At 57.2% G+C, this 18491-nt stretch carries 18 protein-coding genes; 8 read left to right on the forward strand and 10 right to left on the reverse strand.

Annotated features, from left to right (window positions below):
- Window positions 1-122: 122 nt before the first annotated feature.
- The 6 genes from PVA19_RS05100 (at window position 123) to PVA19_RS05125 (ending at window position 4559) form a co-directional block, all read left to right on the forward strand.
- A complete protein-coding gene (locus tag PVA19_RS05100; RefSeq protein WP_062424116.1) occupies window positions 123-410 on the forward strand; it encodes a hypothetical protein in 288 nt (95 codons plus the stop codon).
- Window positions 411-802: 392 nt separating this feature from the next.
- Window positions 803-1306 (forward strand): RNase H family protein, encoded by a 504-nt coding sequence (locus tag PVA19_RS05105; RefSeq protein WP_274101433.1) that lies wholly within the window; start codon window positions 803-805, stop codon window positions 1304-1306.
- A 136-nt stretch (window positions 1307-1442) separates the two neighbouring features.
- Complete coding sequence (locus PVA19_RS05110; protein ID WP_274101434.1) at window positions 1443-2309, forward strand: SDR family oxidoreductase; 867 nt, start codon at window positions 1443-1445, stop codon at window positions 2307-2309.
- 91 nt (window positions 2310-2400) lie between these two features.
- On the forward strand, window positions 2401-2613 hold the full coding sequence (locus PVA19_RS05115; RefSeq protein ID WP_274101435.1) for a hypothetical protein: 213 nt from the start codon (window positions 2401-2403) through the stop codon (window positions 2611-2613).
- 73 nt (window positions 2614-2686) lie between these two features.
- On the forward strand, window positions 2687-3148 hold the full coding sequence (locus PVA19_RS05120) for a hypothetical protein (protein WP_274101436.1): 462 nt from the start codon (window positions 2687-2689) through the stop codon (window positions 3146-3148).
- 271 nt (window positions 3149-3419) lie between these two features.
- Window positions 3420-4559, forward strand: a complete 1140-nt coding sequence (locus PVA19_RS05125) for a ceramide glucosyltransferase (RefSeq protein WP_274101438.1) — start codon at window positions 3420-3422, stop codon at window positions 4557-4559.
- 190 nt (window positions 4560-4749) lie between these two features.
- Here PVA19_RS05125 and PVA19_RS05130 read toward each other — a convergent pair whose 3' ends face one another.
- From PVA19_RS05130 to PVA19_RS05155, 6 genes are all read right to left on the reverse strand, one after another.
- On the reverse strand, window positions 4750-5001 hold the full coding sequence (locus PVA19_RS05130; protein ID WP_130978721.1) for a hypothetical protein: 252 nt from the start codon (window positions 4999-5001) through the stop codon (window positions 4750-4752).
- A gap of 176 nt (window positions 5002-5177) precedes the next feature.
- Window positions 5178-6386, reverse strand: coding sequence for a glycosyltransferase family 4 protein (locus PVA19_RS05135; RefSeq protein WP_274101439.1), 1209 nt, complete (start codon window positions 6384-6386; stop codon window positions 5178-5180).
- Window positions 6387-6553: 167 nt separating this feature from the next.
- Entirely contained in the window at window positions 6554-7795 is a 1242-nt protein-coding gene (locus PVA19_RS05140; RefSeq protein WP_274101440.1) for a glycosyltransferase family 4 protein, read from the reverse strand.
- A gap of 9 nt (window positions 7796-7804) precedes the next feature.
- Window positions 7805-8575: a polysaccharide deacetylase family protein gene (locus PVA19_RS05145; RefSeq protein ID WP_274101441.1), complete on the reverse strand. Its 771-nt coding sequence runs from the start codon at window positions 8573-8575 to the stop codon at window positions 7805-7807.
- Window positions 8547-9851: an O-antigen ligase family protein gene (locus PVA19_RS05150; protein WP_274101442.1), complete on the reverse strand. Its 1305-nt coding sequence runs from the start codon at window positions 9849-9851 to the stop codon at window positions 8547-8549. The genes PVA19_RS05145 and PVA19_RS05150 overlap by 29 nt, the downstream gene beginning before the upstream one ends.
- Before the next feature lie 44 nt (window positions 9852-9895).
- The gene (locus tag PVA19_RS05155; protein WP_274101443.1) at window positions 9896-11365 is read right to left on the reverse strand and encodes a GumC family protein; all 1470 of its coding nucleotides are present in this window, start codon (window positions 11363-11365) and stop codon (window positions 9896-9898) included.
- Window positions 11366-11526: 161 nt separating this feature from the next.
- On the opposite strand from PVA19_RS05155, the gene PVA19_RS05160 reads away from it, so the two are divergent.
- Both PVA19_RS05160 and PVA19_RS05165 read left to right on the forward strand, forming a co-directional pair.
- On the forward strand, window positions 11527-12774 hold the full coding sequence (locus PVA19_RS05160; protein ID WP_443111620.1) for a lipopolysaccharide biosynthesis protein: 1248 nt from the start codon (window positions 11527-11529) through the stop codon (window positions 12772-12774).
- Window positions 12771-13859: a hypothetical protein gene (locus PVA19_RS05165; protein ID WP_274101446.1), complete on the forward strand. Its 1089-nt coding sequence runs from the start codon at window positions 12771-12773 to the stop codon at window positions 13857-13859. The genes PVA19_RS05160 and PVA19_RS05165 overlap by 4 nt, the downstream gene beginning before the upstream one ends.
- Window positions 13860-14027: 168 nt before the next feature.
- On the opposite strand, the gene PVA19_RS05170 is transcribed toward PVA19_RS05165, so the two are convergent.
- The 4 genes from PVA19_RS05170 to PVA19_RS05185 form a co-directional block, all read right to left on the reverse strand.
- Window positions 14028-16193 carry a glycoside hydrolase gene (locus PVA19_RS05170; RefSeq protein ID WP_274101447.1) on the reverse strand — a complete coding sequence of 722 codons (2166 nt, stop codon included), beginning with the start codon at window positions 16191-16193 and terminating at the stop codon, window positions 14028-14030.
- Window positions 16193-17194 (reverse strand): glycosyltransferase family 2 protein, encoded by a 1002-nt coding sequence (locus PVA19_RS05175; RefSeq protein ID WP_274101448.1) that lies wholly within the window; start codon window positions 17192-17194, stop codon window positions 16193-16195. Before PVA19_RS05175 ends, PVA19_RS05170 begins: the two co-directional genes overlap by 1 nt.
- Window positions 17195-17351: 157 nt before the next feature.
- Window positions 17352-17633 (reverse strand): hypothetical protein, encoded by a 282-nt coding sequence (locus tag PVA19_RS05180; protein ID WP_130978729.1) that lies wholly within the window; start codon window positions 17631-17633, stop codon window positions 17352-17354.
- 163 nt (window positions 17634-17796) lie between these two features.
- The gene (locus PVA19_RS05185) at window positions 17797-18489 is read right to left on the reverse strand and encodes an SDR family NAD(P)-dependent oxidoreductase (RefSeq protein ID WP_274101450.1); all 693 of its coding nucleotides are present in this window, start codon (window positions 18487-18489) and stop codon (window positions 17797-17799) included.
- Window positions 18490-18491 lie beyond the last annotated feature (2 nt).

Here is an 18491-nt window from a genome sequence, read left to right on the forward strand (position 1 = left end):
GTCCTGTTGGACGCACAAAGCATGCTTTGCCTTTTCTGAATCGACGCATCGTGCTTTCCGAAAATCGATTCCGATTTTCCCCTCGATGCTGTAGAGACGCTCCTGCAAATCAGGAGTAAAACATGCAAAATATCAGAAGCTTGGTCGTGGCCATCATCGTCGGCATCGCTGTCGGAGCGGCTTTCATGATGTTGGACAAGTCGCGAGGCGCGGAATGGGCCGTCTCGCCTCAGCAGATCGAACAGGCGAAAGCGGAAGGCAAAGCCGGATACGAATCCTCTCCCGGCACCGTGACCGTTCTGCCGATCCGCAGTGAAACCGCGGATGCTCTTCCCTTCAAATGGACGATGTATGGCCTGGTGGCTGCTGTCGTGACCTTCGTCACCCTGCGCCGCAAACAAAAACGCTGAAAACGAAAAAGCCTGCCGCGGGAGGAGGTGCGGCAGGCTTTCGAAAAGAACCGAACAGCAACTGGGAGGAGGAGTGCTGCTGTTCTAACAAATGCCCTTTGGGAGGAGGATAAGGACATTTGCAACTCGAAGCTTTGCGGGAGGAGGTGCATCGCTTCGATGATTAGAAACTACCCCTAATTCTCGGCACAATAAATGACCTTTATCGCAGGTGAGATATGCATAGACGCATAGCTCCGCGTCTTGAAGTAGGGAGAGCCAGAAACGGTGCTGTGGAAATAGGCACGCGGGTGTGTTTTGTCTTCTAGAAGCTCATCTTCAGCGGTGAACCCTGTCTAACTCAACCGCGTCATCAACTCAGCTGCCGATCGATCGCCGAAAGAACCTCGCCCATGTTGGAATCCTCTACTCCCCACGACCTCCAGCTCTTCGTCGATGGTTCATATGACCCAATCAAGCGCATCGGCGGGTGGGGCGTGGTCGTGCTTCGGCACAATGTCGAAGTGGCGTCGCGGTCCGGCAGTATAGGCTGCACTGATAGCAGCGCGCCGGAACTCCTTGCCCTTCTTGAAGCCCTCCATTGGCTGGACGAGAATGCGCGTGGCGAAGCTGCGACCATCTGGTCCGATTCCACCTACACAGTGACGGGATGCAATAGGTGGCGCCACATCTGGAGAACAAATCATTGGCGGAAGCGCGCCCCGAACGGCAAGGGTCGCAGCCGAGACGTTCCCAATGTCGATCATTGGAAGGCGCTCGACACGTGCCTGACACGCTGCGATAGGATCGAGATTGCCTGGTGCAAGGGCCATGTCGGCCTGCCATGGAATGAACGAGCGGACGCCCTTGCGAGGCAGGCAATCCAGCACGCAACAGTTGCCACAGCAGTTTGCTAAGGTTGGTCTCCTACGCCGCGGAACGGGAACCTCAGACACCTACGAGGCACAAAATCCTTAAGCGCCCGCTAAAACTTACAGGGAACTGCAACTGCTGAACCGTGTTTGGGCTTCGTAACAATTGTGGAGCACAGACATGGATTCCGATATTCGCCGCCCTTCCCCGCCCTATCCTGAGCAGCAGCAGGCGCCACCAGGCACCACCGGTCAGATGGAGCCAAAGCCCGATCACGGCGAAAAGTCCTATAAGGGCAGCGGCCTTCTAAGCGATAAGGTCGCTCTGATCACCGGCGCGGATTCCGGTATCGGCAAGGCCGTCGCAATCGCGTTTGCACGTGAAGGCGCCGACCTCGTCATCTCCTATCTCGATGAGGAAGAGGACGCGCGCGATACTGTCAAATGGGTGGAAGACGCCGGCCGCAAGGTGGTCGCCGTTCCTGGCGACATCACCTCTGAAGAGCATTGCAAAACGCTGGTGCAGCGCACCGTCGAGGAATTCGGCAAGATCGATATCCTCGTCAACAACGCCGCATTCCAGCGCACCTATGCGGACATTGGCGACATTGAGTCAGCTGAGTGGGATCAGACATTCAAGACCAACATCTATGCGCCATTTTTCCTGTCAAAAGCTGCCGTGCCGCACATGCAATCTGGAAGCTCGATCATCAACACCGCCTCGATCCAGTCGAAACAGCCCTCGCCACACCTGCTTGCCTATGCCTCCACCAAAGGTGCGATCCTGAACTTCACCGCCGGACTCGCCGGGATGGTCGCCGAAAAAGGTATCCGCGTAAACGCGGTCGCGCCTGGCCCGATCTGGACACCGCTCATTCCGTCTACCATGGGCGTAGAGAAAACCAAAAAGTTCGGTGAGCAGACATTGATCGGTCGCGCTGGACAGCCAGCGGAGCTAGCTGGCGCCTATGTTCTGTTGGCGTCGGACCGCGGCAGCTACATGACCGCTGCCGTCATTCCCGTCACCGGCGGTGAAATCATGATCTGAGACCGACGGTCAAAGAGGAAATGTGGGCGGGGCCGTACGGAACCGCCTTGTCCATCTGCGGTTCGGTCAGGAGAATAGGGAGGAGATTCCCATGGCCGGCCCGCAACGCACATATGGCTTCAACGAGACCACTTTCGTCATCCGACCCCAGCCATCCGAAAGCCTGAACATCTTTAAGCTGGTTTCCTGTGGCAGATGCGCTGCCGGCCGAGAACGTCTCCACCCGCTTCGGCTCTCCACCATTATCGCGGTGGACCATGACCGCTCGCACCCGCAACGCAGCGTCATCTCGAGCCCGCCGTAATCCATCATCGAACGAACCGGAACCCTCCCGCGTCTGAGAAGTTGAGACGACGAACCCTTACGGAGACAAAACCATGTCCGACAAAAATTCTATGTCACCTGCCGTTGCCTCACTGCATGACGAGCAGGCAAGACAGCGCACCGGAAAAGAAGATCTTCAGACGGGGCTCGAAGACACGTTCCCTGCCTCCGACCCTGTTTCTCAAACGAGTCCGACGACAGCAACCGCGACAACCGAACCCGCGGAAGAACAGGAAACGGACGACACCCCAAAGGTGGACGAGGCTCTTGCCGCTGTCAGAGCGCGCCACGACGATCCGGAAACTGGTCGCGCGATGGAAGAGATCAGAGCACTGCGCTCTGAACTAGGGCGTATCACGGGATCTGCTCAGGAAATGATTTCCGGATCGGCGCGCGTCGCGAAGAGTGAAATCGATTCCGTTCAGAACACGGTGATCCGCCAAGTCCGAAAGCACCCTCTTCAGGCTTTAGGCTTGGCCGCATTGCTCGGCTACGTCTGGGGCATGACGCGCTAGATGGCGCAGGTTGTTTCGGACGCATAAGAGACGCGTTTCGCCCATTGAACCGACCTATCGCACCGGTCCGAAAATCGGTTCCGATTTTCGGACCGGTGCGATAGTCTCAAACGTCACAGCATTTGCGGATGGATGCGTGCAATATTGCTCATCCACAGTAGAATGAAAACTATGTGACAGGGGGAGCCATATGACATCCGTCTGTCATGAAAGCGTTATAGTTGCGATAGAAACCTAAACGCCGGGCAGATCCGGATGTGTGGAGTTGCACATGGACATCGCTCTCGCCGTTCTCGCCCTCGCGCTGATTTTTGTTCACCTGTTGAGCATAGCTCTTACCGCGATCCGTGTGAAACCGACGACGAAGCGCGGCTTAGAGCCACAAACCCAACCGCCCGTCTCCCTCGTCATTCCGCTTCGAGGTGTGGAGAATTTCACTACACTGACAATTCCTCGGGCCTTTCAGCTGGACTGGCCAAACTACGAGATCATCTTTTGTGTTGCGGATAGCGCAGATCCTGTCATCCCGCACGTCAAATCCAACATCGCCGCCTTCCCTCACATTCGGGCAAGCTTGCTGGTGGGTGATGATCGGATCAGCGCCAATCCCAAACTGAACAATTGCGTCAAGGGTTGGCGTGCGGCGACCAGCGAATGGGTGATCCTCGCCGATTCCAACGTGCTGATGCCCGATCATTACATTGCGACGCTGATGAGCGCATGGCGTAAGGATAGCGGCCTCGTCTGCTCGCCGCCGCTTGGTTCACGCCCGGCCGATCTTGGATCGGAGCTTGAATGCACCTTCCTCAACACATTTCAGTGCCGCTACCAATATGCCGCAGAAACGTTGGGCCAGGGCTTTGCGCAGGGCAAGACAATGCTGTGGAACAAGCCGCTTCTCGACTCCCTCGGCGGTATAGAGGCTCTTGGAGCGGAAATTGCGGAGGATGCTGCCGCGACGAAGCTCGTTCGTGCAAGTGGACGCAGCGTTCACCTTGCGCCAGCCCCTTTCGAGCAGCCGCTCGGCACGCGCAGCTTTGCCGAGGTCTGGTCGCGGCAGGCCCGCTGGGCTCGGTTGCGGCGCGTGACCTTCCCGCAATTCTTCGCGCCCGAAATCCTTGTTGGCGGAATTCCACCTCTGTTTCTGGCCCTCGCCGCAGCCCTGCTCGCCGGCGCAGACGGCAAGACGCTGGTAGCGGTTACGGTCGCCGTCCTCGGGCTCTACTACCTTCCAGAACTGGCACTCGCAAAACTCAAAGGCTGGCATGTCTCATGGACCAGCTTTCCAGCCATGATCATGCGCGATGCGCTGCTCCCGCTTATCTGGGCAAGAAGCTGGATGGGTTCCTCTGTTTCGTGGCGCGGCAACATGATGACCGTCGGAACCCAGGAAAGCACACTCAGAGGCTAAAGCCCGGTCCGATCAAAGATATGCATCGGCTTTGCGATAAAGATATGCGGCAGAACAAAGACTTAAAGGGTAGGAAGCGAGTCTGGAAGATCGCGACACGCTTTAGGGGAGGCAGGCGATACGCGGCCATGAAACCAGAGAACTAAGCTTCTGGGTAGTGCTCACCCGCTTGGCACTGACTCCTGTTTCATCAGGCCTTCTGCTCTTCGTGTTCCGCGAGAAGCAGTGCAAGTTCGTCGCCGGCGATCAGAACATCGTGCCCTCCGCGGTGAACATGCAGTTCAACACGGCTCGGTCGAAACGCGGTGTTCCGAACAAACTCGATCGCACTCCAGAGGGAGTCGAACATCTCCCTGTGAGAAACTTCGAAACGCTGCCACAAAACAACAGTTGTATGGCTCTCTCCAAACCGGCTCATTGCCTCGCTCGCATCGAAAACCAACTCAGCGCTCCTCACCATTGCATTTGAAAAGCAACGTTTAAAGACGCTGATCGTTCAACGGGAATGCCTTATTATGACGCGCATATGTCATTTGGGGCTTGGCATCGCGCTGGCGTCGATCGGTTCCTGTTTCAGGCCAGCTCCGTAACGCTACGCAAATCCCCGTAGGTCTGATGTCAGTTACGCTTTAAAACGGAGAGGTAGAGTGAGGCTGTCTGCTCGCAGATGGTCGTCCAGTTATAGCGCGCCATGATCTTGCTGCCCATCTCGCCCACATCGACGGAGGCTTGTGCAGGCATCTTGCGATCCGAGAGCTTTTTCTGCATCGCCTGGGAAAGTGCCGGGACATCGCCCAAGGGGAAATAGGATTCGGCATCCAGTTCGAGCGCCAGATTCGCCTCGATGTTGCTTGCCAATATGGGAAGGCCGTAAGCCAGCGCCTCGAGAAGCGCTATAGGCATCCCCTCATGACTGGAAGGCAGAACGAATAGTCCGGCATTGGCAAACAGCCCACCAAGCCTTGCGCCCGATTGCGATCCTGTCAGCACGATGTTCGAATGTGATTTCGCCCGTGCTCTCAATTTTTCTGCGTAGTCGCTTCGGGCGTCCCCGCCGCCGACCAGAACCAGTTTGGTGTCCGGCATATCCGCATGCAGAAAGGCCTCGATCAAATCCATCTGGCGCTTCTCGACGACGAGGCGGGCCACCAGCAGGACATAGCGGCCTTTGATCAGCCCGAATTCATCGAGGACGGTATCATCTGCGGCTTCGATATCGATCTGCACGCCATTTGGAATGAAATGGACGTTGCGATTGAACTTTGCCTGCATGGCATCGGCAATATGTTTGGCGACGACGATGCGGCCGTGGGCGAAGCGCATGCCAGCCCATTCGCCAAGACGCAGAACCTTCTTCTCCAGCGTGTTCCACTTTTCGCGGTCGTAATCATAGCCGTGATGGGTGAAGACGACCTTCATTCCCATCAGGCGCGCCAAGGGTGCCACCAGCGAAGGACCGACCGCGTGAATGTGGACGATGTCAGGTTTCAGCCTTCGGGCTTTGAAGAGCGCGAGAAGCGTGTGGACGATGGCTTCCAGTCGCGTGTTGCTCGGCGCCCAAGTCGGATGAACGGTGACACCGCGCCAGACATAAGGCACTTCGCCGGCGACGTAATTTTGACGCGCATAGACGTGAACGTCGGCGCCTCTTTCGGCCAGCCCTGGAACAAGTTGCTCAACATGGGTTTCGATACCGCCCGGTACACCCGGCACACCGCGCAACCCGATCACACAAATGCGAACCGCATCAAGATCGGGAAAGTGGACCTCGTCGGCATTCCTGCGCGCCCGAAGTGCCGTCGTCTGTTTCGACGCCGTATAGTCCACTACTCGCTTCCTCCCGGGCATCCTACCCACTCCTACGGTACAGTCATGATACCAGCAACCGGCGGACAGCTTTCACGCTGCCTCGCCTACTCTGCACCGTAGCGCCATTTTATTGACGAAACCCTTCACATAACAGGTAAATTATAATTATCTAAAATACTAAAGACCTACCCGAGAGACGAAATCCCTAAACGTCGATAAAGGTCCAGCGTTCTTTTGAAAAAAGCGCCGCGAGAGAATTCTTGGTTAACCCAGGCGCGACCACGCTCGCCCATCTCCTTGCGCTCGCTTGCAGAGAATTGGTTCATCGCGTTGAGTGCTCCTGCGAGATCATCCGGATCGCCGGGTGCAGCGATAAGCCCTGTCTCTCCTGGTTTTATCAGTTCCGGAATACCCCCGATGTCCGTTCCGATCACCGGACGACCCAAGGCATAGGCCTCCAGAATACTGACCGGCGCATTTTCATACCACTCGGAGGGAAGAACGAGCGCCTTGGCACCGGCCACCGTTTCATGGAGCGCTTGGCCGCTGAGATAGCCGAGGAACTCGACGTCGGCATTTTCTCTCTGCGCCAGCGCCCGAAGCTCTGCTTCTTCCGGTCCCGTGCCTGCAACACGCAGACGTTGCCCCGACCGTGCAGCCGCCCGGATCAAGGTATCGACGCCTTTTTCGGGCGCGAGACGCCCCGCGAACAGAAAGTAATCGCCCTCCTCAACGGCAAAGCGTTGTTCGCTGATCGCATGGTCGACGAAGTTTGGGATATAGACCAACTTGTCGTCCGGCCATCCCCATTCGATCAGCTTTTGCCTGTAAAACCGGCTTGGAACCACGAGCTTGTCGATATGATCGCGATAGAGCCGGAGCGCGCGATGCACGGCGGTCTCCACCATGACCAGACCGCTCAGAGCAATCGATCCCTTCATGCAGCGGTGAAGCAGCACATTATAGATGCGACCGCCTTTGCATCTTTCGCAAACGCCATCCGGCGCCAGCATCTTGTAGGAGGGACAGGCGAGCTTCAGGTCATGCACCGTCATGACGGTGGGTATTCCCTTTTTCTTCAAGAGTGGGAAGATCGCCGGAGAAATGTGGTGATAAACATTGTGGGCGTGCGCCACATCAGGCCGCACTTGGTCGATCAATGCAGCCAGGCTCTGTCGCGCCTTGCGGGAATAGATGATCTCCAGCCCGTGACCGATCTTCGTCATCAGACCGCCTTGACGACCGAACTCGATTTCAGGAACGAAATAGGGCGACCACTGCGATGGCAGATTGTCTGGATGCTGCATGGAAAAGGGCACGGCGTTCCACCCGGAGCGGGCAAACATCTCCATCTGGTCAAGGAAAATCGCGTCCGCACCACCGCGACGATAGTGGTAATTGTTGATTGCCAGAAGCGTCCCGCTCATTGCGTCATCTCAACTCTCCACATGTTGAAGAGCATCCCGAACCGGCAGAACGAGGCAACCGCTCGAAATAGCATAGCGCACCAATGTGGAGAATGTCGAAGGCGTGCATCCATAGGGTGTCGGCGTGTCGCTGACATCGTGGGTGAAGAACACCAGCCAGCCTGGCTCCCTTACCACGTTGTCGATCTGCCGAACCAAAGCGAGGGCGTCCTGTTCCGGTTGGCGGATCTCCATTCCCCAGAGAAAGCCGCGGTTGACCTTTCCCCGGTTGATGCGATCCCCACCTCCGCGCGCCGTCTGGTAACGGTCGGCAAAGAGTTGCCGATGCCGTAGCGACCCCTGGTTATAGGGATAGGCAAAGTTTCGTTTGGTGAACGGCGGTTCAAAGCTATCGAGCAATGCGCCGTTACGGTTGAGATTGTCACGCAAGGCGCGACCCGACAGCGTGTGGACGATCTCATGCCCGAACGTATGGCAGCCGAGCTCATGACCCGCTGCGGCAAGCTCGCGGCAGCCCTCCTCCGAGATGATGTTACGGTCCTGCTCCACCCGATTGAGGAGCCCTCCGGCGATGTAGAACGTGCCACGGACCCCATTCTCCTCGAGAATCTTCGCACCGGCGCTTAACGCCGTGCAGGGCACATCGTCGAAAGTGAAGGACACAACGGGGCGACGACAGGCGACGTTCAGCGTCGATGCTGGCATAGCGCGCACAGCCCGTTCGGCAACACGTTCTCGCAGATACACAAGCTTACCGCTGACTTTGGACAAGAGCGCCATGGCTTTCCTCCCTGATCACAGTCGGTTCTTTGACGAGGCTCATCCTGGACTGCAGGACCAAGCCGAAAATGGAGATGAGGAAGATGAAAAACACCGGGCTGCCATTCTGGAAGAAAATAGCCTCGAGACAGGCAGAGTAGAGCACGCAAAGCCATGTGCGCTGGAACAGGCGCGTTAGCGCCGGGTCATTTGGTGGTGCCCGGTCCAGCCGTGCGATCGCTCGCATTGGCACCAGAATGACCAGCGTCAGCGCCAGTAGCAACCCAGGAATGCCTGTGGTCAGCAGCGTATCCACATAAGCGTTATGTCCGTTAAAAGCCCGGACCGCCCAAGTCTCAAGACCGGCCGGGCTTTGCATCAGGTCAGGCGTTTGCCAGAAGCCTTGGAAGCCATAGCCGAGGATTGGCGATTGGGCGATCGCATCGAAGGCGATCTTCCAGATGTCCGAGCGGTTGGTGAAGGTCGGATCAATGCCGACCGAGACGACCAGGCTTCGGAAATCCGACGATAGGGTGGCGCCAAGGATCAAAGTGTTGAAGGCGACGATACCGCCCACCGCGATAAACCACCGCGTCCAGCGAAATCTCTCGAACATCCATTGTAGAATAAGGATCATCGGCAACATCGCGGTCGAGGATTTACCGCCCGTGTGCATGAGGAAGAAGACGGCCAGAACCGCAATGGCGATGCCGCTTTTCTTCCATCCTGCACTGCGGAAGTAGAGCCCGAAAAATGTGATCTGCAGCATCACCGCAGCCGTCAGGTTCTTGTGTGCGTAATGGCCTCTCCAGTAACCCGCATTCATCGGCTCCACGATTTCAGCCGCCTGATGGATGGAAAGCCGCGGCAGAAAAATAACCCCGAAGTAAGCCACGCTGAGCGTGATGGCTGTGCCATAGAGCATCAGTCGGGCGAATTGCTCCTCTGAGCGGGGAAGAAGCAGGAACATGCCTGCATTGAAGAAGGTCAGAGTTGCAAGGATCGTGCGCTTGATTGCGTCGATGGGATAGTTCGAAAGCGCAGACGAGATGAAAAACCACCCTAGAAGCGCGATGATCAAAACTCTCGGCTGGGCGATCTGCGAGCGCGTGGGATGGTTCACGGCCGCATAGATGGTCAGAGACGTGATGAGCAAGAACGTCATCTGATTGAGAAAATTTGACCCTGATACGATTTCCGTTCCGGCGGATTGCAGTTTCACAAGGTCGATAAATGGATTCGTGGTTATGAAGTAGAACAGGAAGACCGCCATGAAGGTCGCAACTCTAACCTTCATGTGCTGTCCGTTTGGCCGCGCTGGCGAGATTGTGGTTGCCTGCATCACACGAGCCGCTCGAACCGCCAGTCGTTGCGCCTGAGTTCAATCAGTGTCCGACCTGCGATGACAAAAAATACACCAAGCAATAGCCCTGCAATCAAGCCGCCGATCGCAAGCAGTGATGTCGGAGGGGGGAAGTTGCGCCGTTCAGGCGGCACCGGCTCGGTGACGATCCGGAGATTGGAAACGTTGAGCTGTTCCTGCTCTCCCGTTTCACCGGCGCGCTTCAGGAACGTGTCGTAGAGCGCTGCCTTGGCCTCGGCATTCCTCTGCAAATCCTGCAACTCGACTTGCGCCGCATCGTCATTCGACACACGGCCCTGCGCGGTGTTGATCTGACTGCGAAGACTATCGACCGCACTTTGCGCCTGGTCCATCTCGATCTTGACACTTTGCAAGACGCGGTCCGTCTCGCGGGCGATTTCGGTTCTAAGCGTCGCCAACTGCGCCCTAGAGGCGGCAAGCTTCGGATAGCGTTCTCCGTAGGTCAGTGCCAGCTCGTCATATTGCTGTTTGAGAACCGAATATTGCGAGCGCAGCGTATCGAGCAGCGGTGACGACAGCGAACTGGTCCCGGCAACACCATTTGCTGACGTTTGGCTAAGTTTTTTGTAGCGCTCTCTGACGTCCTGAAGTCTGGAGTTGGCATCGTTCAACCGCGTGTTCAGCTGCGAAAGGCTTTGAACATTGACGGAGCCCGCACTTCCGAGATCCTGGAGATTGTTTTTCTGCCGGAATTCCACAACCGCATTGGCTGCTTCTGTCGCAGCACCCCTCAACTCTTCTAGGCGGGTTGCTAGCGCTGCGCTCGCATTCTTTGCAAGATCGCTGCGCCCTGCCTCAAGCTCTTGCCTGAAGGACTCGGCAAGTGTCGCCAGTATCTTGACCGACCGCTCGGGATCGCGTGTCCAGAGGGTGATGTTGACCAGATAGGTCCCGCCTTGGCGGCTAACCTTGATGCGCTTGTCGAGAATTCGCATCGAGGTCAAGGTTTGATCGCCCGGCGGCTTAGGGCTGGAGAGACCCAGCGCTTCCATCAGATTGAAGCCAGGTTCGAGCGAAGGGTTAAACTCCGGAAGCTGCTGCAACTGCTCGCGCTCGACCGTCCGCCGCAAAACGTTGCCGGAATTCAGCAGCAGAATTTTGCTCGACATATCCAGGATTTGGGCTTCGCTTTGAAGGGCGGGGACCGTCAATTCATTTGGAAGCACTTGACCGGACGGCGGCGGCAGTAGGATATCCATCGAGGCCGTGTAGCGCGGCTTGACGAGAACGCCGAAGGCGACGCCGGTAGCAGCGCCGACAATAGCAAACAGCAAAATGACGAAGAGCCCGCGGCGCAACCAAAGAAAGATATTGCCGGGCGTGATGATGGAGCCCGAAGGTGTGACCGGTTTTGCATCAAGGGTTGGACGCGGCAAAGGCTCCGGCGTTGGGCGCTCGACGCGCTTCTGCTTTGGATACTCGTACATGCGCGACCGGACCTTTGTGTCAATCGAAACGAAACATTTTCAGCTTATAGCTCCCATAAACCACACAGACCGCTGAGAAATGGTTTACGCCCCTCCTCTTTCTCGGCATGGAATGAAACATGGCAAGAAACGCACCAGGAAATACATCCAGATTGCTTGGAATGCTCTTGTCATATAGCGCATCCTCGGCAAGTCTTCTGATTGCCAATGCCGCGCAGCTCATCACATTTGCGATACTCGCGCGAACTTTCGGTGCTGACGAATTCGGTCGCTACGTTTCCTTGATCGCCGTCACCAACATTGCCGTCCATCTTTGCGGGATGGGCGCGTCGGAATCCCTCGTTCGCCGCGTTCCGCAAGACCCATCTTGCTTTCCGCGCATCTTCGGCCACAGCATTATCTTAAGCGGCATCAGCGGAGCGGTGCTGATTTTCCTCGGGATGATCGTGCTGCCGCACTTCATGCGCTTTGCAGAAGCGCCAGCTGAGAACCTCTGGATAACCTTTCAGCTGCTTTTGACCAACATCGTCCTGGTCCGCCTGATCATGCTGGGCGAAACCATCTTTCTGGCGCACCGCCGAAACGCTGCCGCCAATGCCTCGATCATGGGATTTGCGCTGATCCGAACATTGACTGCGGCTCTTGCCTGCACCGCCTTCGACGTCAATACGGTCGAAAGCTGGGCAACATGGCAAATGGTTTCATTCATACTGACGCTTGCGCTTTATGGGTTTCTCGCCTTTCGCATCGCGCGGCCGGACTACAGGCTGGACCGCCCCGAAATCCGCCTCGGAGTTCTCTTCGCCACCCCATTCATCTTTCGCGCCTTTCGTCAGAACGTCGATCTCCTGATCCTTGGCTTGGTGGCGAACCCCGAAATGGTCGGCAGTTACGGCGTCGCCAGGCGCATCACCGATAGCAGTTACATGGCGGTCGATGCACTGAACCGGCTCATTTACCCTCACCTTGCCGTGGCCAGCGTGAACGGCATCCACCACGCCTTCAAGCTGACAATGCGTATTCTGGCAATCGCGATCGGCCTTGGATTGGCGGCAGCCCTCTTCATATTCTTCGCAGCCTCCCTCATGCCGCTGATCTTCGGAACGGAATATGTGTCCCTGCCGACATTCGTCAGGATACTGGCGCCACTCATCCTCTTTATCGCGATCTGGTCGGTTGCGGTCGATCTGCTGGGAGCGGCGGGCGAACATGGAGCGCGCGCCTGGGTACTGAATCTCGCAAACGGCATCGGCGCGCTCGTTATCGGCGTGGCTGCATGGCTCTGGCCACCCTACGGAATTTTCATCTCAGCATATATTATCGAATTTAGCATCGTGATCGCTTCATGGCTCGTGGTTCGGACGTATGTCTCCCGCTCCATCGCAGCAAGCAAGGACGTTCAATTATGACGACAAAAAACACTTCAAAGCTTCGCCCCGCAGAACTGGCCGACGTTCCCCAGATGAGCGAACTCTTTACGGCGGTGTTCCGATCCCGTTCAAAGCCGAAGACGAAAGCGCTTGGAGCGCACCTGTCTGAAATCCTCTTCACGCATCCCAATTACACACCCGAAAATGGGAGCCTCGTGTCAGTCGATGACACTGGCGCGTTGAAAACGCTCCTGAACATCATACCGCTCACCTATCGTATCGGTGAGGAGACTGTGATTGCGAGGCTGACCTGCGGCTTCGCGACGACGCCCGATGCCAATCCGCGCGCCGCTGCAGCGGTGTTTTTAAGCACCCGACCGAAATCCGACAGCATCCTTTTTACAGACAGCGGCGCCCCGATCGGCATTGCCCATTTCAAGGCGATCGGCGGGATAGAACTCCAGGTTCAGGCTCTGCGGTGGTACAAAATGTTCAAACCAGTCCCGGCGCTTATCAACTTCCTGAGAATCAAATTGTTCGACCGCTTTCCACGCCTCATCAGCCGCGGTCAGCTTCCTGACAATCGCCTTGCTAACAACGTGACGACGGCGGACGGATACAGTGTGGTGGAGGCAACACCTGCTGTCTTTGCCGAATATGCGAACCGTTATCTGGCACGGTATGTGGTCGCACCGGTCTATGACGAGCGCTACGTCACCTGGGCCGTCAACGCCTCGGAGGGAGAGGACGGACGCGGCAAGCTGATGCTGGCGCAGGTCAAGGATAAGAACGGCAATGTCGTTGGCGTCTTCTCATGTGTGGGTGAAATGGGAGGCTCTGCGCATATCCTTGATCTTCTTTACGAAGACAAGGCTCAGGATGCCGTTGTCGATGCCACCCTGCTCGCACTCCAACGGTCCGGCTTCACCTATGCCTGCTCCCAGGCCCGACCCGAGATGATCAGGTCTCTCTCCCGCTACAGCCGCATCTGGTATCGCTACTTCACCGGCATCTCCGCAACCTCCCGCTCTGAGCGGTTCAAGGAGGCGATGGAGAATGGCAGGGCCTATTTCGGCGGGCTCGGTGGCGAAGGTTGGACACGTCTGACGCGCGACTTTTACTAGAGCGTCCTTTGGGACGAACAAAGCTTTAAATTTACGAATTGTGCTTTGCGAAAATCGACTCCGATTTTCAGGTCAATGCTTTAGCATACGGCGCAGTTTTGCGGCCATGACCGGCGCGACAATAGTCGCCTGATGCGTACGGAGCAAATCTCAAAGATCGTCGCGCCTTTATTCGGTTCGTTCCACCAGGAAGTAGGTTGTCGGACCGCCGTGCGTGTCGTTCGACAGACGCACAATGTTACCGCTCTTGACGGTTGCGACAGGCGCACGGACACGGCCGTCCAGCCCGACAGGAGAAATCTTGAAGGTGCCGGGGGTATCGAAGCGGAGACCCACCTCCATGCGCCTGATGAGAACCGGCAGATGGCCGAAATCTTCGATAACGTGCTGATCCGCGTCGCGAAAGCGCATTCCGGAATTGCGGGCATCCGAGGCCAGGATCAAGAGCTGCCGCTTGCTGTCTGTCAACGGCAGTCCGTCTAGCGACGACAGCGATAGCAATCCTCGTCCATCCGCCTGCTTCACGCTGAAAGCACCAAGCTCGACGCCGTCCCCGACCTTGTCAAAAGCGATCGCCTGCGTCATCGGCGTTCTCAGGGCCAGGGCCTTGGCTCCGGCATCCAGTTGCAGTTCGCCGGTCTGGCTCACCACTTTACCATTATCGAGATCGGACGGGGCAGACGGATCGACGCGACCAGCATCTTTCAGCTTTGCCACGATTGCCATCGGGGTCTCCCCTTCACGCTGCGGCGCGACCGAAACCACACCAGGCTTGGCATCGGTCACAGATTGGAGGCCGATGGCCCCGACAAGACCGAGGCGTGTGAGAAGCTCAGGCTCCATGTCGTTGACGCCTTGCGGCAGACCCTTTTGCCCATCGACGAGGAAAGGGATATCGAGCGACGTGCTCTTGGCATCGCCACGGCGAAAGACGAGCGCAGCCAGCGTTTCACCCGCGCGTGCTACCGGGTCGAGTGCGATCGCGTAGGGCAGAATCTGCTTCTTGAACCGGAAGTCCTCGCCATAGGCCAAAACGATCGGGCCGTGCGCGTGGCGGCACAAGACGTCCCAACCCTGTAGGGCAGCAAAAGCGGGTGCCGCAAGACCTGCCTCGTAGCGATAGGGGTTCCAGAAGAGATGATCATATTCCGTGATGACGAAGGGTCGCCCAAGCCAGCGTGCAGCACCCACGGTTCTCAAGTAGCGCAGCCCGTCTTCCAGCGAACTCTTCCCCTCGATGCTGGTGCCCGGCTCATAGGAGCCGACCCAGTCATGATAGGTGTTCATCGCCACCGCATCCTGGATGCTGCGGCTAATGCCGGTCTGGATCGTCGGCCAGTTGTTGTAAGGCAAGACGATACCGCGAAAGCCAAGATCGCGAAGCGCCTTGGTCATGCGCCGGGTGGCGTTCTGCTCGACATCGATGAAGAAGGATTGCAGGTCGCGCATCCGCTCGCTGCGCTCGTTGCGGTTGGTCGGCAGAGCAACGGAGCGGTCCTCAAGACTGCCGTCCTTCGTCCACCAACCCCATTTCTGCTTCAAGGCGTCGTCACTGCCGTAGTTCTTCCAAAGCCAGTCATTGAAGAGCGGTTGAAGCTGCTTTTGAAAAACGCTGCCGCGCGCACCCTCTTGCACCATGGAATCGAATTCCAGGCCGTTTTCGTTGAAGGGAACAATGGCGACGAGTGCCGGATCGCGAATGGGCGCAATGCCGGTATAGGGATTGACCTTGCCGAGGAAGGCCTGCTGAAATTTCAGCCAGTGATCAAAGCCTGCATCCGTAATCTGCGCATCGACTTTGAGGTCGCCCTTGAGATCCCATCGGTCCTCATAGCCGCCATAGGCTCCGCGGGTGGAACTCAGTCCATCCATGATCCAGTAGATGCCGTTTCGCTTCAGCGCAGCCATGAAATAATGGACGCGATCCAGCACCTGCGGGTCGAAATCGAAATCCTCGGCGCGGTCCGCCATCAACGCGGCGTCGACATAATGGAAACGGGCGATATTGTAGCCGTGCCTTTTGAGCTGCAGGGCATAGCGGTCGGCAGCATCGTGATCCGGAAACCCGCCAGACGCCGGGCTTAGCGCAAGAGACGCGCACAGGAAGCGCTGCGGCTTGGCGGCGTCATTGGCTATCGCGAGCTTGCCAGCGGGTGTGACGATGACCCGCGTATCCTCTTCGATCTTCGTCTCAGGAAGAATGTCGGAAAAATCGAGCGGGCTTCCCGTCTGAACTTCAAGCGACTTTTCCCTGACGGGGAGCCACTCTTCGGCATAGACTGGCCGGATCAATGCGAACGAAACGGCCAGTATCCAAAGAAGGGCTTCTTTCATCAGGGCTTCAACAACTTACTTTCAATCCAACTGCCGGGATCTTTCCGTCGCGATAGGATACCGAACGGAAGTGCTGCCGCATGAAAGCACCAGGCCACGATGGCGTAAAGGCCAAGCTCCAGACTTTTTTTCTTGATCGACATCGCCACAACCGGCAGCACCAGAAAGGCGACAAAGGCAAGCAGCCCGATCGGATGAAAGAGGCTGCCGATCAGACAGAAAAGCAGAATTGCCCACCAGGCATAGACGCCCAGCCAAAGCTTGATCTCCGGGTTCTCTTGAACGACTTGCCTCAACCGCCCCTGCTGCCAGCCTGCGCGTAAAAGCTCCCCTGTGCCAAGCAGATATTTCGACGACCAGCGCCGTGTCAGCAGCACATAGGAATTGATGTTATGGCCGAAGTGATCGACATAGCGCCGGTCCAGCCGGTAAAGCGTCCAGCCGCGCAGCCGAAGACGTTGGGCCAGATCGAATTCCTCAAACGCATGGAGATTGCGGTCGGAGAAATATCCGGCTTCTTCGATTGCGGCGCGACGATAAAGGCCGCCACCGTTCAGACGATCGCGAACGCCATGCTTGACCTGCGAGGCAATTCGCTGCACCCGGCGGGTAAATTCCAGATTATCGAGATTGACCTCGTTGATATCGCCGCTGACGCCGGCGACGCGGGGATGCTTGTCTAGATAATCGAAGGCTTCGGGCAAAAAGGTCGGATCAAGCAGCATGTCGCCGTCCATCAAGGCGACGAATTCCCCCTTGCTGTATTGAAATCCGAGCTGGGGACCGACGCCGCAGCTGGCTTTGGCGGGCGCTTGAATCTGGGCGATGATGACAGGATATCGAGAAGCAATCTCTACTGTTCGATCCTTCGAACCGCTATCGGCAACGATGATTTCGCTTTCGATATCAGGCACGGCCTTCAAAGCAGCGATCACGCTTTCGATGGCCGCGCCGATCCGATTTTCCTCGTTCAGCGTCTTCAGAATGACCGATAGTTTCACAGCCGCATCCGTTACATGTCAGTCTACTGAGGGAAGAATACAGGTTTCGGCACGAAGCTGTATGCAGAATTTCTTATATGCTTAACGCCACAGCAGAGGTCTATGCGGTTGTTGAGAGTCTGGCAACTATGGGATTTGCGGGCGCGGTGAAATCCGCTCAGTGAAGCACCCGGTTTCCGGCGGCCTTGTCCATGTAGAGCTGCAGGAGTGTCAGTGCTTGCGTCAGAATAAGCTCAAGCGGCCTGAGGTTATCCGATGACCTTTCCCCGCTTTCACCTTCGATCATCGCAGCCATGGCGCGGAAATTTTCCGCCAGCCGCACATCGCCCTCCTCTGAAGCATGTTCGGCCGCATCGAAAAGCGCTTCGCTCACAGTATTCATCATGGCGTGCCGCTCGCCGACATTCATCTCTGGTAAGCTTTTGGGTGCTGATTGCATCGATTTACCTCCGCGCGCGTCTTTGCTCCGCACCTGCCGTTGCAGATGCTTTAGCATTACGCATTGTTTGATCGGATTGATGAAACAGAGATAGGGTTGCAGGAGCGGCGAGGCAAGTCATGACAGCGATGCCGTCCGCGCATGGCCTGAACCTTCGCACGGCCTACCATTCGATGCTCGAACCGTCATAGGCATGGAAGCTTCCGCTTTGCGCCGGCTGAAGTCTATCCAGAACGGAAAGCATCTTGGTCGCGCTCTCCTCCGGTCGAAACCGATCGCGGCCACCGGCGTAGTCATCACTGAGCGAGGTTGCCACGGTGCCAGGATGCAGTGCTGCCAAGACCGACTGCGGGTGAGTGCGGCCCAGTTCGACGGAAGCGGTTCGGATAATCTGGTTCAACGCCGCCTTCGAGGCGCGATAGGATACCCATCCGCCCAGATGATTGTCGCCGATCGAACCAACCCTTGCCGACAGAAACGCCATCAGCCCGCGGTCTCGCCTCGGCAGTTTCGCCGCGACGTGTTTCAACACCAGCGCAGGGCCGATCGCATTCAGCGCAAACTGCTTCATCATCGCGTCGGCAGAAAGCTGCTTCAGTGCCTTTTCGGGGCCAACGCCGTCGATCGTCAGCGCTCCGGTAGCGCAGAAGATGAGCTGAAACTCTCCGTCAAGTCTTCCGAGGACGTCGTGAACGCTCGCCTCGTCGGTAATATTCAGGCCATCGCCGGAGCGCGAAAGACCGACGACCTCTGCGCATCTCTCGTCCGCCTGGAGCAGTCTCGCAATTGCCGAGCCGATCCCACCGCTGGAGCCGATCACGAGCGCGCGATATCCGTCTGCGAGTGATGTCATCATCA

The organism is Agrobacterium sp. CNPSo 3708, from assembly GCF_028674915.1.
Lineage (GTDB): Bacteria > Pseudomonadota > Alphaproteobacteria > Rhizobiales > Rhizobiaceae > Agrobacterium > Agrobacterium cavarae.

Coding starts and splice junctions, on each gene's coding strand:
- PVA19_RS05100 (WP_062424116.1), top strand. CDS start 123: ATGCAAAATATCAGAAGCTTGGTCGTGGCCATCATCGTCGGCATCGCT.
- PVA19_RS05105 (WP_274101433.1), top strand. CDS start 803: ATGTTGGAATCCTCTACTCCCCACGACCTCCAGCTCTTCGTCGATGGT.
- PVA19_RS05110 (WP_274101434.1), top strand. CDS start 1,443: ATGGATTCCGATATTCGCCGCCCTTCCCCGCCCTATCCTGAGCAGCAG.
- PVA19_RS05115 (WP_274101435.1), top strand. CDS start 2,401: ATGGCCGGCCCGCAACGCACATATGGCTTCAACGAGACCACTTTCGTC.
- PVA19_RS05120 (WP_274101436.1), top strand. CDS start 2,687: ATGTCCGACAAAAATTCTATGTCACCTGCCGTTGCCTCACTGCATGAC.
- PVA19_RS05125 (WP_274101438.1), top strand. CDS start 3,420: ATGGACATCGCTCTCGCCGTTCTCGCCCTCGCGCTGATTTTTGTTCAC.
- PVA19_RS05140 (WP_274101440.1), bottom strand. CDS start 7,795: ATGAGCGGGACGCTTCTGGCAATCAACAATTACCACTATCGTCGCGGT.
- PVA19_RS05145 (WP_274101441.1), bottom strand. CDS start 8,575: ATGGCGCTCTTGTCCAAAGTCAGCGGTAAGCTTGTGTATCTGCGAGAA.
- PVA19_RS05150 (WP_274101442.1), bottom strand. CDS start 9,851: ATGAAGGTTAGAGTTGCGACCTTCATGGCGGTCTTCCTGTTCTACTTC.
- PVA19_RS05155 (WP_274101443.1), bottom strand. CDS start 11,365: ATGTACGAGTATCCAAAGCAGAAGCGCGTCGAGCGCCCAACGCCGGAG.
- PVA19_RS05160 (WP_443111620.1), top strand. CDS start 11,527: ATGCTCTTGTCATATAGCGCATCCTCGGCAAGTCTTCTGATTGCCAAT.
- PVA19_RS05165 (WP_274101446.1), top strand. CDS start 12,771: ATGACGACAAAAAACACTTCAAAGCTTCGCCCCGCAGAACTGGCCGAC.
- PVA19_RS05170 (WP_274101447.1), bottom strand. CDS start 16,193: ATGAAAGAAGCCCTTCTTTGGATACTGGCCGTTTCGTTCGCATTGATC.
- PVA19_RS05180 (WP_130978729.1), bottom strand. CDS start 17,633: ATGCAATCAGCACCCAAAAGCTTACCAGAGATGAATGTCGGCGAGCGG.
- PVA19_RS05185 (WP_274101450.1), bottom strand. CDS start 18,489: ATGATGACATCACTCGCAGACGGATATCGCGCGCTCGTGATCGGCTCC.